Consider the following 13872-nt stretch of genomic DNA (forward strand, 5'->3'; position numbering starts at 1 on the left):
CGGCGAGTGCGGGGGCGAGAGCGCGCGGCGTGGCGGGGGCGGTCGCGCTCGGCGCGGCGCCGGCGAGTGCCGCGCGCCCGCGCTCCCCGTCGGGACGTGCCGGCCCATGGGCGACCGCCGTCGGCGCACAGTCCTCGTCGACGATCGTCGTCGCGCCGGGGCCGTCCGCGGCAAGCCGGATCGAGGTCGCCACGTGGTCGGCGGGCGCCCACGGCAACGCGCGCTCGAGCGCCTCGGCGAGCGCGCGAGCCGCGGGGTCGAGCGTGCCGACGACGGCCGCACACAGCGCGTCGGCGAGCGCCGACGCGCTCGCGAACCGCATGGCAGGAGACTTGTCGAGTCCGATGCGCAGCACGGCGGCGACGTCGCGGTGGACCTGCGCCAGTTCCATCGGCGACGGCGGCATGGTCTCGGCGACGGCGGCGATGGTCGCGGCGGATGTGCCGGCGTCGAACGGCGGCCGGCCGGTTACCGCCGTATACAGCACCGCGGCGAACGCGTATATATCGGTGCCCGCGTTCGCCGGTGCGCCCCGCAGCCGCTCGGGGGCCGCGAACGGCACCGTTGCTGCGGTCACCCCGGCTCCCGCATCGCCGGCGGCGGCCGCCAACCCGAAGTCGACGAGTTTCCAGCCTCCCGCGCTCGCGAGCACGACGTTGCGCGGGGTCAGATCGCCGTGCACGAGCCCCGCCGCGTGCACGGCCTCCAGGCCCGCGGCGACGTCGCGCGCGAGCTGCACGAGCTGCGCCGGGTCGAGCGGACCGCTGGCGGCTACGGTGGCCGCAAGGTCGCGACCGCCGAGAAGCTCCATCGCGATGTACGGCACGGCGCCGTCGACGCCGCCGACCTCGTAGACTCGCGCGACGTGCGGGCTGTCGATCCGGCGCAGCACGTCCGCTTCGCGCAAGAACCGATCGACGACCTCGCGGTTGCCGAGCCGGTCGCCGCGCAGCACCTTGACGGCCGCGCGGCGACCGGACTCCACCTCGCGCGCTTCATAGATCTCGCCGACGCCGCCGCGCGCGATCAGCGGACCGAGGCTGTAGTTGCCAAGCCGGTGCCCCGAGAACACCCCGCGGCCGCCCGCGACCAGCGCGCGCTCATATTCGGCGCGCACCTCGGCCAGCAACGCTTGCCGGCGCAGTGCGTCGCGACTTGCCTCCAACGCTCGCGCCGCGAGGTCGCCGTACGTATCCTGCAGCAGGCGGCCGAGGAAGAACGCCGCGAGCCAGACCGCCTGGATGGCCGCGTGCGCCGCTACGGCGACCGCGGGGCCGTGGCCGTCGCCCAGCAGGGGCACGAGCGACGCGTCGGGAATCGTTCCGGTGACCACGAGGGCGACGAGCGCGGCCTGGCATCCGGCGAGCGATCCGTAGATCGTCCATGCCAGGGCTCGGCCCGATCGCACGCCCCATCCGCCGGTGAACAGGCGCGCCAGCACGACAACGAGCGCGACGACGCCCGCAAACCCGGAGTTCGGTCCGAAAAAGTACGCGACGACCGCGGTGAGCGCGCTGAGCGCAACGCACAGCGCGTACGGCCAACGGCGAACCCCGGCGCGCGGCCGGCGCAGTGCGCGGATTGTCGCGGCGAACAACGCCGCCTGCGCCACGAGCGCGGCGACGGCGATCCCGGTCGGACGCCCGGGCCGATCGAGAGCCCACACTCCCGCCAGGCCGATGCCGATGGCGCCGATGAGCAACACGTGCAGGCGCCACACGGGGGCGACCGTCTCGGAAAACCGCTCGTTCCCCGCGCGCCCGGTGTTCGCCGAAGCGGGGTCTGTCGCCGTCGAGGTCACCAACGAGGCCGCGCAAGCCGCGATGGTATTGTAACGCGGTGGTGCACGCCGACGACCTCGCCAGCGGAACGTGGCTGAGCCGCCGGCCAGATGCGATCGACGCATTGCGCGTGCGCAAGTGCCGGCTCGAAGTGCTGGCGGGGCCGGACCAGGGCGTGGACGTCGTGTGCGCAGCGCCGGAGATCCTGATCGGCCGCGGAGCGGAACACCTGCGCCTCTCGGATCGGAAGGTGTCCGGGTTGCACTGCGAAATCCGCCTCGACGACCGCGGCTACCGGCTACGCGACCTCGGGTCCACCAACGGCACATACGTCGCCGGCATGCGCGTGTTCGACGTGTATCTGCCGCCGGGTGCGATCGTGTCCTTGGGCGACACGTCCGTTCGGTTCACACCGCTGGGAGAATCGGTCGAGTACCCCCTGTGGCGAGAGAGCCGCCTGGGCGGCATGGTCGGCGCGAGTGCCCCGATGCGGCGGCTGTTCGACGACATCGCGCGGATCGCCGCGGCGCCGTCCACCGTGCTCGTGACCGGGGAGACCGGCACCGGGAAGGAATTGGTCGCGGAGGCGATCCACGAGCTATCGCCGCGCGCGTCCGGCCCGTTCGTCGTGCTGGATTGCGGCGCCGTGCCGCCGCGTCTGTTCGAAGATCAACTGTTCGGCCACGAACCCGGCGCGTTCACCGGTGCGACCACGTCGCGCGCGGGCGTGTTCGAGGCGGCGCACGGCGGCACGCTGTTTCTCGACGAAATCGGTGAGCTGCCCGTCGACATCCAGCCCAAGTTGCTGCGCGTCCTCGAGGCGCGTCGCGTTCGCCGCCTCGGCAGCACGCGCGACGTGCCGTGCGACGTGCGCGTCGTGGCGGCCACGCATCGCGATCTGCCGATCGAAGTCAACCGCGGTAGCTTCCGGGCCGACCTGTACTACCGAATCGCCGTCGCCGTCCTTCGCGTCCCGCCTCTGCGCGACCGGCCAGGCGACGTCGACCTGCTGATCGAGCACTTCCTCGACCACATCCCGGGCGGGCGCAGCGCACCCTTGCCCGATGAGTTCTTGCAGTGGGCGCGCCGCCATCCGTGGCCCGGCAACGTGCGCGAGCTGCGCAACGCGGTCGAATCCGCCGTCGCGCTGGGCCGTCACGGAGCGGCGCCCTCGGTCCCGCGCGGTCGCGACCTGCCCGTCGAGGTCGACGTGGACGTGCCGTTCAAACAGGCCAAGCAGCAATTCGTCGATGCGTTCGACCGATGCTATGTGACCAAACTGCTCGAACGCCACGGTGGCAACGTGTCCGCCGCCGCCCGAGCGGCCGGCATCGACCGCATGTCGATCTACAAGATGCTCCAGCGCCTCGGTATCCCAGCGCCGTCCGGCCGTCGCGGATCGCGCCGCTAGGAGGCCGGCGCGCATCGCCACGGGCTGCGGTCGCGACCTGCGGGCGATCTTCGGCGTCCATTGTCGCGCCCCCCGGATCCGGATCTCCGGCGCGCCCGCGTGCGCTGCCGAGGCGCGGCGAATCTCTCCTCGCATGTCGCAACCTGGCCGGCGTGGCCGTGCGCGACGGCCTCCCAGTGCGCGCGGGCATGACGGACCGGCCGGGATCGCCGCGTCGTCCGCGTCACTCGGTGAGCGTCGGGCGGTCGAATCGCACGACGATCTCGTCGCCGGCGTCGAGGACCGCGTCGCACGCCGCTTCGGTGAGTCGGATCTTGCGATCGGCGGGTTCGTAGCGGAACCGCTCCTCGCTGCGGTAGTCGGCGAGTTCTCGCCCCGGGGGCACCGCGGCGACCGGCCGCTCGCCGCCGCCGGATGCGAGGTAGACGCGCAGGCTCGCGGGGTCGGCCGGCGGCGGGTCGAGCGGCCCGACGGTACAGACGATGTTGGCGATGATGTCTTCGAACCGGTTTACGAGGTCGGCGGCGGACGACGCGACGAAGTGATAGTTCGGGTCGCGGCGACTCGTCGGCGAACCGGCGACGTCGGTCATGAGCGCGGCGAGAGTCGGGTTCGGCGGGTTGTCGCGGATCTCGAGGGTAAAGATCGTGATGTCGCTGTCCCACAGCGCCACCGCCGCGTTGCGCGCGGCCGACACCGAGTTGCTGGCGCAACACGGGGCCCCGTCCGACACCAGCAGCACGTACCAACCGGTGTTGTCCGTCGGCGTGAGCAGGTTGCGCGCCGCCAGCAGCGCGGCGGCGGTGTTGGTGGCCCCGCCGGCGCCGTATGCATCCATGATCGCCTGAATCTGCGCCGGGGCCGACGGGCCGATCGGCACCGTGCGAAACACGTTGCTCGAAAAGAACACGCCGCCGTAGTCGACGCGGAGCCCGCGGGCGAGTAGCTGGGACACGCTGTCTTCGAGCACGTCGATCTTGATCCCGCCGCCCTCGAACGGCCACCCCATCGAGCCGGAGTAGTCGAGCACCAGCGCGAGCTTGGGCAGGCGCCGCTCGGCGTCGTCGAACCGCGACTGCGACACCTGCGCCGCGGCGCGGCCCTCGACCTCGGCGGTTCCGCTCGACAAGATCAACGTGGGCCCCGTGACGGTCGCGCGCGCCGTGACCTCGAAGTTCACCGAGTCGGCGTCCTGCGACACGGTCCACGCGAACGTCACCGGCACGCGCACGTTGCGGCGCGCGACGTCTTCGGCGGCGGAACGGATCGTGCCGTCGAACGGGAGCCCGCGGTCGCGCACGAGTTGGGCGGCGGCCAGCGCCGCCGCGTCGGCCGCTCGTTGCACGTCGGCGCGCACGGCGGCGAGGCGTCCGACGGTGAGCGCACCGAGCGCGAGCGCCGCGAGCACGAACGCCGCCGCGCCGGCCAACGGCGTAAACGCACCGCGCTGGCCGTCGCGCCGCATCGCTATTTCGCGTCGAGCCGGATCGGCCCGGTCGCGCCCTGCCACAGCCCGGAAGACGAGCTGGAGGTCGAGGTCGTCACGACGGCAGCCGAGCCGCCGGCCTTGCCGCCCGCTTTCGCCCGGCGACCGCGCTGCGCCGCGACGGCCGCGCGCGCGTCGTCCGCGTCGAGTTCCGCGACCGGTTCCGCGTCGCTCGCCCGTTGCCGCTCGATCGCGCGGCGGTAGGTCTCGCCCGTGTCCGGCCCGAGGTGTGCCGCGCGGCAGCCGCCGGTCGCGAGCGCCGCGAGCGCGAGCGCGCCGAGCCATGTCGTCGTCCTGGTCATCGTGTCACCTCCTGAACGCGCGGCCGCAGGTCGGGCGCGGCCGCGTAGGCGCGCTCGCGCAGGGCCGCGGCGCGCGCGTCGTCGCCGCGCTGTTCGAAGACGAGCGCGAGGTTGAGCAGCGCCGCCGGCTCGGCCGCCACCGCGCGGAATGCGCGGCGCGCGGCGTCGACGTCGCCGCGCAGGCCGTAGGCGAAGCCGAGGTTGTTGTAGGCGACGCCGAGCGCGGGATCGAGCGCCAGCGCGCGTTCGTAGTGCGCGATCGCCCCGTCGAGGTCGCCGGCGACGTACAACGAAAAGCCGAGATTGTTGTGGTAGGCGGCTACGCGGGGCGCGAGAGCGACGGCGCGCCGGTGATGGGCGAGCGCCTCCCGGCTTCGCCGCTGCAAGTCGAACAGGATTGCGATCGCGGCGTGCGCCGGCGCGTAGTCGGGCGCGCGGTCGAGCGCAAATCGGAGCTGCTGCTCGGCCTGCGGGTACAGCCCGAGGTCGCGGAGCACCGTGCCGTACAGCGTGCGCACCTGCGGGTCGTTCGGGCGCTCGGCCACGGCGCGCCGCAACAGCGGAATCGCCGCCTCCAGGGCGCCCTTTTCGATGTACGTGCGCGCGAGTTCGACGCGCATCATCTGGCCCTGCCTGGCGATCGTGTCGTGTTGTCGGCGGGCGCCGCAGCCGGCTGCCAGCACCGCCAGCGCGAGCGCGGCCAGCGCGAGCGCGATGTTCTTGCTGCTACAACGAGTCATGGCGAGTCCTATTGGAGTGCGCGGATGAGCTGGACGGCTGCGGGGCCGAGGATCACCAGCATCGCCGCCGGCAGAAAGCAGATGGCCAGCGGTAGCGTGATCTGCGCGGCGATCTTGCCGGCGCGCTCCTCGAGCATCGACATGCGCTGCTTGCGCGAGCTGTCGGCGTACTCGTGCAGCGTGTCGCCGATCGGCGCGCCGAGGCCGTGGGCCTGCGCGATGACGCCGCACAGGGCCGACAGGTCGTCGAGCCCGACGCGGCGGGACAGCCGGCGCAGTCCGTCCGGCAGGCTCACGCCGGCGTCGAGTTCGCTGGCCGTAAGCCGCAGCTCGTCCGCGAGGATTGGCGCGGACAGCTCGAGGTCGCGAGCCACGCGCGCGATCGCCTGGTCGAGCGCGAGGCCGGCTTGAATGCAGGTCGTGAGCAGGTCGACCGCGCTCGGCAACGCCGCCGCGATGGCGTCGCGCCGCTCTGCCGCCCGCAGTTCGAGCGCCTTCTTCGGTCCGAGCACGCCGGCGACGATGGCGACGTCCGCCAGCAGCATGCCCCACAGCCCGCCGACCGCCATCGCGAGCGGGACGGCCGCGACGAGGCCGGCCACGAGCGCGAGCACGCGCTCCTCGAGATAGCGGTCGACCGCGTCGCGCTGCCGGCGACCGGCGTGCATCAACAGCGTCGTGAGTTCGTCGAGTTCGGCCTGGCTCGTCGGGCGCAGGCGCGCGGCCACCGGCGCCGCGAGCGCGCGCAGCCAGCCGCGCGGCGCGGGCGCGTCCGCGATGTCGCCGTCGCGGGTTCCGGCTGCCGCCGCGGCGCGCGCGCGGCGCAGCGCGGCGAGAGCGAGGGCACATCCGGCGGCGGCGGCCGCGGCGGCGATCCATTGCGTTACATACAGTGCGGTCATCGCGTCACACCAGCGCGCGCACGAGGCGGCGCGTCCACAGGATTCCGAGCGCCCACAGGCCGCCGGCCAGCACCGCCACCGTGCGGCCCGCGGGATCCGTGAGCAAGAAGTCGGCGTAGGTCGGATCGGTGGCCGCGGCGAGCACCGCGAACACACCGGGCAGCAGGGCGAGCAGTTTGGCCGACGACCGGCCTTCGGCGGTGAGCGCGCGCAGGCGCGACAGGTAGTTCGCGCGCGCCCGCGCGTTGTCGACGATGCGATCGATCACCGAGATCAGGTTGCCGCCCGTCTCTTGCAGGACGAGCACGGCGACCACGAACGTGTTGACCGCGTCGCAGCCCGGGAGGCGTTGGCCGAGAGATTCGAGCACCTCGCCGATCGGGCGACCGAGCGCCTGCTCGTCGGCGGCCCGGCGCAGCTCGTGGCACAGCGGCGCGGGCGTCTCGTCGGCGGCGAGCGCCAGCGCGCTCGGCAGCGCGTGCCCGGCGCGCATGGCGAGCGCCATGATCTCGAGCGCCTGTGGCATCTGGGCGTCGCACTTCTTCAGCCGCTGGGCGCGCGCCGCCTTGACGAACAGCCACAGTCCGGCGACGCCGGCGCCCGCGAGCGCGACGGCGAGCGCGCCGGACCGCGTCGCGGCGCCGACGAGCAGGCCGGCGCCCGCTGCCAGCAGCGCGCGACTGCACAACTGCCCGACGGTCCACCCGAGACCGCTCTCTGCGAGAACGCGCCGGATGCCGCCGGCGCGGTCGCGTTCGTCCGCCTCGGACAGCAGCGCGTCCGCTTCCGGCCGCAGTTCCCCGAGCCGCCGGCGCAGCGCGTCCAGGCGCGCCAGTCGCCGCGCGTGCCACAGCAGCGTCACGGCCGCACCGCCGGCGAGCACCGCGAAGAACACGAACGTCGTGACCCGATCGATCATCGGCGGATCTCCCCGCTGGTCTGCCCGTTCGCGAGCCCGGCCGCGCGGAAACGGTCGTGCAGCGTCGTGTCGGCGACCTGCACGTGGCGGCCGATCATGCGACCGTCGGAGTGGAAGCCGCTGCGCTCGTAGCGGAACACCGTGTTGAGCTGCACCTCGGTCCCCGCGAGACCGACGACTTCGGCGATCTCGGTGATCCGCCGTGCGCCGTCCTGCATGCGCGACAGGTGGACGACGACGTGAACCGCCCGCGCGATCATGGTCGCCATCGTCTGCTCGGTGAGCGCCGAGCCGGTCATGCCGAGCATCGTCATGAGCCGGTTCATCGCGTCGGTGGCGCTGTTGGCGTGAATCGTCGCCATCGACCCCTCGTGGCCCGTATTCATCGCCTGCAGCATGTCCAGCACCTCGCCGCCGCGCACCTCGCCGACGACGATGCGATCCGGCCGCATGCGCAGCGCGTTCTTCACGAGGTCGCGGATCGTCACCTCGCCTTTCCCCTCCAGGTTCGGCGGACGCGACTCGAGGCGCACGACGTGTGGCTGGGCGAGGCGAAGCTCGGCGGCGTCCTCGATGGTGATGATCCGCTCGTCCTTGGCGATGTACCCCGACAGCAGATTGAGAAGCGTCGTCTTGCCCGCGCCGGTGCCGCCCGCGACGAGGATGGAGCAACGCGAACGAACGGCGGCGTGCAGGTAGCGCAACATCGTCTCGCTCATCGCGCCGGCGCGCACGAGATCGGGGCCGGTAAGCTGTTTGTTGCCGAACCGGCGGATGGACAGCGATGCGCCGTCGAGCGCCAGCGGCGGAATGATGGCGTTGACCCGCGAGCCGTCGGGCAGCCGCGCGTCGACCATCGGAGACGACTCGTCGATCCGGCGGCCGACGCGCGCGACCATGCGCTGGATGGTGTGGATCAGGTGGCGCTCGTCGCGAAACCGCACGTCCGTCAGCTCGAGCTTGCCGTTGCGCTCGACGTACACGCGGTCATGCCCGTTGACCAGCACGTCGGACACGGTCGGGTCGTTGAGCAGCGGTTCGAGCGGCCCGTGGCCGACGAGTTCATCGACGATCTGGTCCGCGAGCGCCAGCCGCTCCGACTCGGCCATCGCCAGGCCTTCGGCCGCGACGAGCTGTTCGACCGTCGCGCGCAGGCGGCCGCGCAGCTGCTCCACCGGCATTTGCGACAGCTTCGCCAGGTCGAGCCGGTCGAGGATCTTTTGGTGTAGCCGCCGCGCGATCGACACCATGTCGTCGCGGGAGTCCGCGACGAACGCGCCCCGATCGCCGTCGACGGGGGAGGTGGTCGCGCGGCCGAGTCGTTGTGCCAGGCGCATCAGCCGTTCCTCCTGCGGCGGAACCAACCGCGTTTCGCCGCCGGGGCCGACAGCACGCCGTCGACCAACGACGCGGCTTCGGACGCGGTGCGGCCGGCGAGCACACCGGCCAGCGCGTCGATGTCCTTCGCGACGCCGCTGGTCCGCGCGACGTCGGCGATCAGGGCGCCGTCGTCCATCGCGCCGCGGACGCGCTTGTAGTCGTTGCGCACGGTCGCCGCGGCCGGCATCGCCAGCGCTCGTTCGATCTCGCTCACCGGGATCGCGGCGCGGCGCGCGCAGCGGTTGACGACGAGCCGGAGTTTGCGGTCGCTGTAGCCGAGCTGGCGGAACAGCGTCACGACGCGCGCCGCGCGGCGCACCGCGGCGACGTCCTGCGTGACCACGAGCGCCACCGAGTCGGCCATGTCGAGCACGCTGAGCGCGTAGTCGCCGAAGTCGCGGATCCCATCGACCACGACGTAGTCGAACTCGGACGTGAGCGTGGCGAGCAGCGCCGGCAGCCGCTCGACCAGGTGCTCGTCGATGTCGTCGATCCGCCCGGTCTGCGTGATCGCGTAGAACCCGGCGTCGTGGCGGGCGAGCCGCCGGCGCAGCGCCGCGCCGTCGATGGTCGACGCCTCGCGCGCGAGGGCGGCGATCGACGTCTCCGGCGCGAGGTCGAGCGCGACGAACACGTCGCCGAGTTGCAGGTCGAGGTCCATGACGCACACGCGCTTGCCGGCGCGCGCGAGCGCCGCCGCGGTGTTGACGGCGAGGGTCGTCGCGCCGGCGCCGCCGCGACAGCCGAACACGCACAGCACCTTGCCCTGGCGCGCGGTGGCCGGCGCCGGCGCGGCGGGGTCGACCGCGGGCGGTGGCGGCGGCGGGACGGGCTGCGCAACCGGCGGCGCGGGCGCGGGGCGGGACCACGGGCCGCTGATCACGCCGCCCGCCGCCGGCGGCGCGCCGAGCGCCTCGAGCGCCGCCATCGCGCGGCGCGCCGACGCGTCGAGGCCGGCCGGGCCCGCGTCGCACGCGGTCGGTGCGTCGTCGTCCGTTTGCAGCGACGCGAGCGACCGCATCTGGCTCACCTGGGTGGCCGCCCGAACGAACCGGTTCGGCAGCCGAGAAACCACTGTGTCTTCGCGTCCCATGGTTTGCCTTTCTCCGTTACCGCTGGAATCCCACCGCGCCGACCGGCTTGTGTTTCGGCGCGCGCCGCCGCGGGGGCGCGCCCCCCGGCAGGCTCTCGGCACGGCCGAGGAAGAACAGCTCGAGGTCGCTCGGGTCGACGCGGTCGAACTCGCCCGGCAACTCCGGCCGCTCGTCGAGCGGGCGCACGCGGTGGGCGGTGACGACCACGAGCAGCTCGGTTTCGTCGCGCCGGTAGGAACTCGACCGGAACAGCGCGCCGAGAACGGGGAGATCACCGAGCCACGGCACCTTGTCCACGTTCGACCGGACCTTGTCCGACAGCAGCCCGGCGATCACGAACGACTGACCGTCTTTGACGCGCACGGTCGTCTCGGCGTGGCGCGACGTGAGGCCGGGGACCGTGACCTTCTCCAGCTTGAGGCCGAGCGAGAAGTCGACGTCGGACACGGTCACACCGACGCCGACCTGGATCGTGTCGCCGATGACGGTCGGCGTGAACTCGAGTTGGATGCCGAACTTCTTGTATTCGACGCCGATGTTGCCGAGCGACTGCGGCAGCGGGATCGGAAACTCGCCGCCGGCGAGAAACGACGCGCTCTGGCCGGACATCGCCACCAGGGTCGGCTCCGCGAGCACGCGCGCGTATCCCTTGTTCGACAGGATCGACAACGCGGCCGAGAACGGGAATTCGCCGAGCGTGGTGGAAAAGATCGCGCCGAACGCGCCGGACAGCGGCGTGGCGACCAGCGGAGTGGCGCCGTCGGCGGCGGTGTTGAGGTCGGCGATTCCCGGCGACGTGTTGGCTTGCGGCGACAGCGACTCGAGATTCGTCGCCGGGTTCATCAGGCCCCCGGCGCTGCGCTTGGCCTTCGACCAGAAGTTGAAGCCGATCTCCTTGAGCGCCGAACGCGACACCTCGGCGAACGACACCTCGAGTTGAACCTGTTGGTCGCCCGCGACGGTCATCAGGTTGACGATCGCGGCACCGGGCGCGTAGCCCGCGACGATCTCCTCGGCCCGGTCGACGTCCGCCGGGGCGGCGACGCGGCCCGCGAGCGCGAGCGCGGTGCCCGCCTGCCGCACGTCGATGTTCTCGGCGCCGGGCAGCGCGTCGCGCAGCGCGTCGCGGACGGCGTCGAGGTCGTAGGTGACGTCGATGACCAGCACTTCGACGCGTTGGCCGTGCCACACCGTGGCGGTCGTCGTCCCCGGCGTCTTGCCGGTCACCAGCAGCTGATCCGGCGGAAACGCGGCGACCTCGGCGACGTCTTTGGACGCGACCGCGACGGAGGTGATGCGGTCGCCGAGCGCGAGGTAGCGGGACGACGCGACGTGGACGTCGATTCGGCGCGGTGCGTCGTCCCCGGCGAACGCGGCGCAGGGGAGCCATGCGGCGACGGCGATCGCCGCGGCGTACAGGCGGTCAGTTCGCATAGTGGGTCTCGATCTTGGCGGGAGCCTTGGCGGCGGGCTGGTCGGGGTCGTCGGAGGCGACGATCTGGATGCGCCGGCGGGCGCGGCGCGGCTTGGCGGTGGTTCGACGGGTTCGGGCGGCGTGAGCCGGCGCGGTCTGCGCTTCCGGCTCGGCGTCGCGGCCGTACGCGATTTCGTGTGCGGTCGCGCCGGTCGTGTCGACTTCGCGGTTGTCGGCGCCGTTGCGGAGCGCCAGATCGACTTCGCCCTCGTTGCGCGCGATCGCCAGGATCTCGGCCTCCTCGGGGGTGACCTCGAGCGTGACGTACGTGCCGGCGTGGGCGGGCTGGTTCGAGATTCTGTCGGACGTCTTCTGCGGCGGGCGGCGCGTCGCGACGTCGGTGTCCGCACCGACGGTGAGCACGCGCGCGTTCTGCACGCTGATGCGCGATACCGGGCCACGGCCCATCGGATCGCGGATGGTGACGATCACGTCGACGTACGCGCCCGGGTAGACCAGGCCCGTGTAGCCCACGGAGTCGTCGACCTTGAGCGCGACCGCGCGCATGTTCGGGCGCACGAGCCGTGCGATCCCGGTGCCGGCCTTGGCGATCGACAACCGCGACGCGACCACCGGTTCGCCGGCGAGGATACCGACCGACGGGACCGGCCGCGGATCCGCCGCGAACACCGCCTCGATCGTCGAGTAGGCGCCCGGCGGCACCGACGCTTCGGGCCAGTTGACGACGGCGAGGTCGTCGGGGCCGAGCGGCCGGGCGGCGGGCAAATTGGTCTTCGCTACGACGACCGGCGCGACGCGCTCGCCGGTGTAGCCCTTGGCGGTGAGCAGGTTGCCGACGAAGAACGCGGCGAGCGCCGCGCATCCGAGGGCGACGGCGGCGAGCCCGAGCGCGCCGAACTTGGCGGCGGTGACTTTCGAGGACGTGCGCGAGGGTGCGGACATGGCTCTCCGGGTCACAGCGGCATCGCCGCCGAGACAGTGAGGTTGTCGGGGCCGACCGGCCCGAGCAGGGCCTGGCCGAAGCCGGCCGCGAGCGTGCAGGTGACGCTGACTTCGAGGCGCGACAGCCCGGCCGAATCGACAGAGGTCGTGGCGGTCACGTTGAGGGTGGAACAGTCGGCGCGTGCGCCGCCGAGGCGCGCTTCGAGGATGCCGCGGATGGCGCCCGCGTTGGTGATGCGCCGGATCGCGGCCGCCCGCGTCGCATAGCCGACGGCGTCGCTGAGCCGGTGGCGGGTCGACAGCACCCGACCGAAGTGGACGCCGCCGACCAGCAGGATGAGGAACAGCGGCAACAGCATCGCGAACTCGACGCTGACCGCTCCGCGCTCGCCGCGTGGGTTCCGGTTCACGACAGCCCTCCCCGTGCGACGAACACGGCGACCGCGGCGACCGCGAACGGCACCGCCATCGGCACGACGTGGCGGCGCGCGCGCCGGGGGGCGTGCGGCGCCGTGAGCGTCGCGACCGACAGCGCGACGTGGGTCGCGACCGCGCGGCGCAGGGCGGCGCCGCCGGCGAGCGTCATCGCGGCCGCGAGCACACCGCCGCCGGCGACGCCGTACAGGCCGGCGTACGCGATGGCCGACGGCCCGAGCCACGCGCCGAGCGCGGCGAGCAACTTCACGTCACCCGCGCCGGTCCACCGCGCGGCGAACAGGGGGAACAACAGGGCGAAGCCGACCGCCGCGCCCGCGAGCGCGAGCGCGACGGTCGACAGTGACGGATCGAGCGCGACGCGCCACCCGAGCCCGAGCGCGAAGATCGCGAGGTTGAGCCGGTTGGACACGCGCCGGTGGCGGAGGTCGCTCCATGCCGCGGCGGCGGCGGCGGCGATCAGCGTGGCGGTGGCGGCGTGGGTCATCGGCCGGGCTCCGGGTGGCGCGCTCGACGGACGATCAGGTCGCCGCGCGGACGTTGTCGCCGGCGCGGTTGAACATGCCGACGATCTCGTCCTTGAACGCGACGAGCGCGGCGATCAGCGCGACGGCGATGACGGCCGTGATCAGGCCGTACTCTACGGCGGTGCCGGCGTCTTCTTCGTGGATGAGGCGAGCGAGGGTGGTGTGGTTCATCGTTTGTCCTCCCGAGGGTTGGGTTGTGAGCGAACGCCCGCTGGTAGTGCGAAGGGCGTGCCGACGCCGGATGGGCGCACGGTGTCCGGGCGGTCGCGAGGCAACCGGCGGAAATCGTTGGACGAGGCGGCAACGAGCCCCGGCAGATCCCGCCGGCGCGCGGACAATCGGAGGTCGAATGACCCGACGTCGCGCGGGGACAACTGACCTGGCAGGGTCAGTTGTCCCTAGACATCTCCGTAATGATTTTCGTCGGATACCCGATTGCTACCCGAGAGCCGGGGCGACATGTGGGAGATCGTAAGTCGAGCAGGCGCTCGGCGCGCGCGGAAGTGGGGTCAATCAAC

Annotated in this window: 13 protein-coding genes; 1 reads left to right on the top strand and 12 read right to left on the bottom strand. The window is 72.7% G+C overall.

Annotated elements, in window-relative coordinates:
* Positions 1-1801, bottom strand: a 1801-nt coding sequence (locus D6689_14460) for a serine/threonine protein kinase (GenBank protein ID RMH40195.1), incomplete at its 3' end; no start/stop codon positions are given.
* Positions 1802-1896: 95 nt separating this feature from the next.
* On the opposite strand from D6689_14460, the gene D6689_14465 reads away from it, so the two are divergent.
* A complete protein-coding gene (locus D6689_14465; GenBank protein RMH40207.1) occupies positions 1897-3192 on the top strand; it encodes an FHA domain-containing protein in 1296 nt (431 codons plus the stop codon).
* Between the two features lie 223 nt (positions 3193-3415).
* Here the strand turns inward: D6689_14465 and D6689_14470 are convergent, their stop codons facing one another.
* From D6689_14470 to D6689_14520, 11 genes are read right to left on the bottom strand one after another with little or no spacing between them, the layout of a single operon-like run.
* Positions 3416-4963, bottom strand: coding sequence for a VWA domain-containing protein (locus D6689_14470; protein RMH40196.1), 1548 nt, complete (start codon positions 4961-4963; stop codon positions 3416-3418).
* Positions 4964-4976: 13 nt separating this feature from the next.
* Positions 4977-5720 carry a tetratricopeptide repeat protein gene (locus D6689_14475; GenBank protein ID RMH40197.1) on the bottom strand — a complete coding sequence of 248 codons (744 nt, stop codon included), beginning with the start codon at positions 5718-5720 and terminating at the stop codon, positions 4977-4979.
* Positions 5721-5728: 8 nt separating this feature from the next.
* Entirely contained in the window at positions 5729-6622 is an 894-nt protein-coding gene (locus tag D6689_14480) for a type II secretion system F family protein (GenBank protein RMH40198.1), read from the bottom strand.
* Between the two features lie 4 nt (positions 6623-6626).
* Positions 6627-7541: a hypothetical protein gene (locus D6689_14485; GenBank protein ID RMH40199.1), complete on the bottom strand. Its 915-nt coding sequence runs from the start codon at positions 7539-7541 to the stop codon at positions 6627-6629.
* Positions 7538-8878, bottom strand: a complete 1341-nt coding sequence (locus D6689_14490) for a CpaF family protein (protein RMH40200.1) — start codon at positions 8876-8878, stop codon at positions 7538-7540. Before D6689_14490 ends, D6689_14485 begins: the two co-directional genes overlap by 4 nt.
* The gene (locus tag D6689_14495; protein RMH40201.1) at positions 8878-9996 is read right to left on the bottom strand and encodes a hypothetical protein; all 1119 of its coding nucleotides are present in this window, start codon (positions 9994-9996) and stop codon (positions 8878-8880) included. Before D6689_14495 ends, D6689_14490 begins: the two co-directional genes overlap by 1 nt.
* Positions 9997-10030: 34 nt before the next feature.
* Positions 10031-11449 carry a type II and III secretion system protein family protein gene (locus D6689_14500; protein RMH40202.1) on the bottom strand — a complete coding sequence of 473 codons (1419 nt, stop codon included), beginning with the start codon at positions 11447-11449 and terminating at the stop codon, positions 10031-10033.
* Positions 11439-12392 carry a Flp pilus assembly protein CpaB gene (gene cpaB, locus D6689_14505; protein ID RMH40203.1) on the bottom strand — a complete coding sequence of 318 codons (954 nt, stop codon included), beginning with the start codon at positions 12390-12392 and terminating at the stop codon, positions 11439-11441. The genes D6689_14500 and cpaB overlap by 11 nt, the downstream gene beginning before the upstream one ends.
* 11 nt (positions 12393-12403) lie before the next feature.
* A complete protein-coding gene (locus tag D6689_14510; protein RMH40204.1) occupies positions 12404-12802 on the bottom strand; it encodes a hypothetical protein in 399 nt (132 codons plus the stop codon).
* Positions 12799-13314, bottom strand: coding sequence for a prepilin peptidase (locus tag D6689_14515; GenBank protein RMH40205.1), 516 nt, complete (start codon positions 13312-13314; stop codon positions 12799-12801). The genes D6689_14510 and D6689_14515 overlap by 4 nt, the downstream gene beginning before the upstream one ends.
* Before the next feature lie 34 nt (positions 13315-13348).
* Positions 13349-13525: a Flp family type IVb pilin gene (locus D6689_14520; GenBank protein ID RMH40206.1), complete on the bottom strand. Its 177-nt coding sequence runs from the start codon at positions 13523-13525 to the stop codon at positions 13349-13351.
* Positions 13526-13872: the final 347 nt, after the last annotated feature.

It is taken from the genome of Deltaproteobacteria bacterium (genome assembly GCA_003696105.1).
In the GTDB taxonomy this organism is placed as follows: domain Bacteria; phylum Myxococcota_A; class Polyangia; order Haliangiales; family J016; genus J016.

What these genes read in the sequence shown, in the direction of transcription:
- D6689_14475 (RMH40197.1), bottom strand. Translation starts at nt 5,720, where the DNA reads ATGACTCGTTGTAGCAGCAAGAACATCGCGCTCGCGCTGGCCGCGCTC.
- D6689_14500 (RMH40202.1), bottom strand. Translation starts at nt 11,449, where the DNA reads ATGCGAACTGACCGCCTGTACGCCGCGGCGATCGCCGTCGCCGCATGG.
- D6689_14480 (RMH40198.1), bottom strand. Translation starts at nt 6,622, where the DNA reads ATGACCGCACTGTATGTAACGCAATGGATCGCCGCCGCGGCCGCCGCC.
- D6689_14515 (RMH40205.1), bottom strand. Translation starts at nt 13,314, where the DNA reads ATGACCCACGCCGCCACCGCCACGCTGATCGCCGCCGCCGCCGCCGCG.
- D6689_14470 (RMH40196.1), bottom strand. Translation starts at nt 4,963, where the DNA reads ATGGCTCGGCGCGCTCGCGCTCGCGGCGCTCGCGACCGGCGGCTGCCG.
- D6689_14520 (RMH40206.1), bottom strand. Translation starts at nt 13,525, where the DNA reads ATGAACCACACCACCCTCGCTCGCCTCATCCACGAAGAAGACGCCGGC.
- D6689_14490 (RMH40200.1), bottom strand. Translation starts at nt 8,878, where the DNA reads ATGCGCCTGGCACAACGACTCGGCCGCGCGACCACCTCCCCCGTCGAC.
- D6689_14485 (RMH40199.1), bottom strand. Translation starts at nt 7,541, where the DNA reads ATGATCGATCGGGTCACGACGTTCGTGTTCTTCGCGGTGCTCGCCGGC.
- cpaB (RMH40203.1), bottom strand. Translation starts at nt 12,392, where the DNA reads ATGTCCGCACCCTCGCGCACGTCCTCGAAAGTCACCGCCGCCAAGTTC.